The sequence below is a fragment of the Pontibacter locisalis genome, from assembly GCF_042684605.1.
Lineage (GTDB): Bacteria > Bacteroidota > Bacteroidia > Cytophagales > Hymenobacteraceae > Pontibacter > Pontibacter locisalis.
In genome coordinates this window covers 1-646 of sequence record NZ_JBHULU010000016.1, presented here as the reverse complement: position 1 = coordinate 646, position 646 = coordinate 1, and the positions used below count along the sequence as shown (strand labels likewise).

General features: G+C 39.3%; 1 protein-coding gene. It reads left to right on the top strand.

Annotation, left to right across the window (positions count from 1 at the left end; translation table 11 throughout):
• The first annotated feature begins 21 nt into the window (after window positions 1-21).
• Window positions 22-615 carry a hypothetical protein gene (locus tag ACFSRY_RS12765; RefSeq protein ID WP_377508001.1) on the top strand — a complete coding sequence of 198 codons (594 nt, stop codon included), beginning with the start codon at window positions 22-24 and terminating at the stop codon, window positions 613-615.
• Window positions 616-646: the final 31 nt, after the last annotated feature.

The window sequence follows — 646 nt, the reverse complement described above, 5'->3', positions numbered from 1 at the left end:
CGTTAGGTGCAAACAGTAATAATGAAGAAGGAAAGAATAAAAACATTAGCTGCAACAAGTCTTTCAGGACTATTAGGAGGTTTTCTATACTTTTTGATACCTTCTATACCTGTTCTATTCTTTTCTGCCCCTATAGTATTTGGGTTAGGGGTGTTGGCATCCAATCATGAACATATAAAATGGAAGAGAAAGCTAATTCCATACTTACTGATCGGCCCGATCGCTTTGATTGTCCAATCTTATGGGGGAATAATATTTGCAGGAGTCGGAGCAAATTTATTTGTTCGTACAGTAGAGAAGCTATCCTTCTTAGCTGTTTACTTCGGGAGTGGCTTGTGTGCTTTGTTTATGGCATACATTTTCGAACGTATACTTGACAACATCAATCTTACCCTTCTCAATTGTTTGATAATCTTTCTACTTGGAAGCCTCTCCTTATTAATATTCTTCCTTACAAAAGGTTTTCCTTTAGACAACCTCTACCAAGGTATACCAGGTGAAGATATTTACGGAGTTTTACCGCTAATTTGGCAGCCATTAGTAGGTGTGGGTATTGCTCTAAGCCTGAAAAGAAAGTCTACACCTAACACAGCACATGAGCAAAGCTTCGGCTGATGCCTCGCTCGCCTCATGTACAAATCCGTTG

What these genes read in the sequence shown, in the direction of transcription:
- ACFSRY_RS12765 (WP_377508001.1), top strand. Translation starts at nt 22, where the DNA reads ATGAAGAAGGAAAGAATAAAAACATTAGCTGCAACAAGTCTTTCAGGA.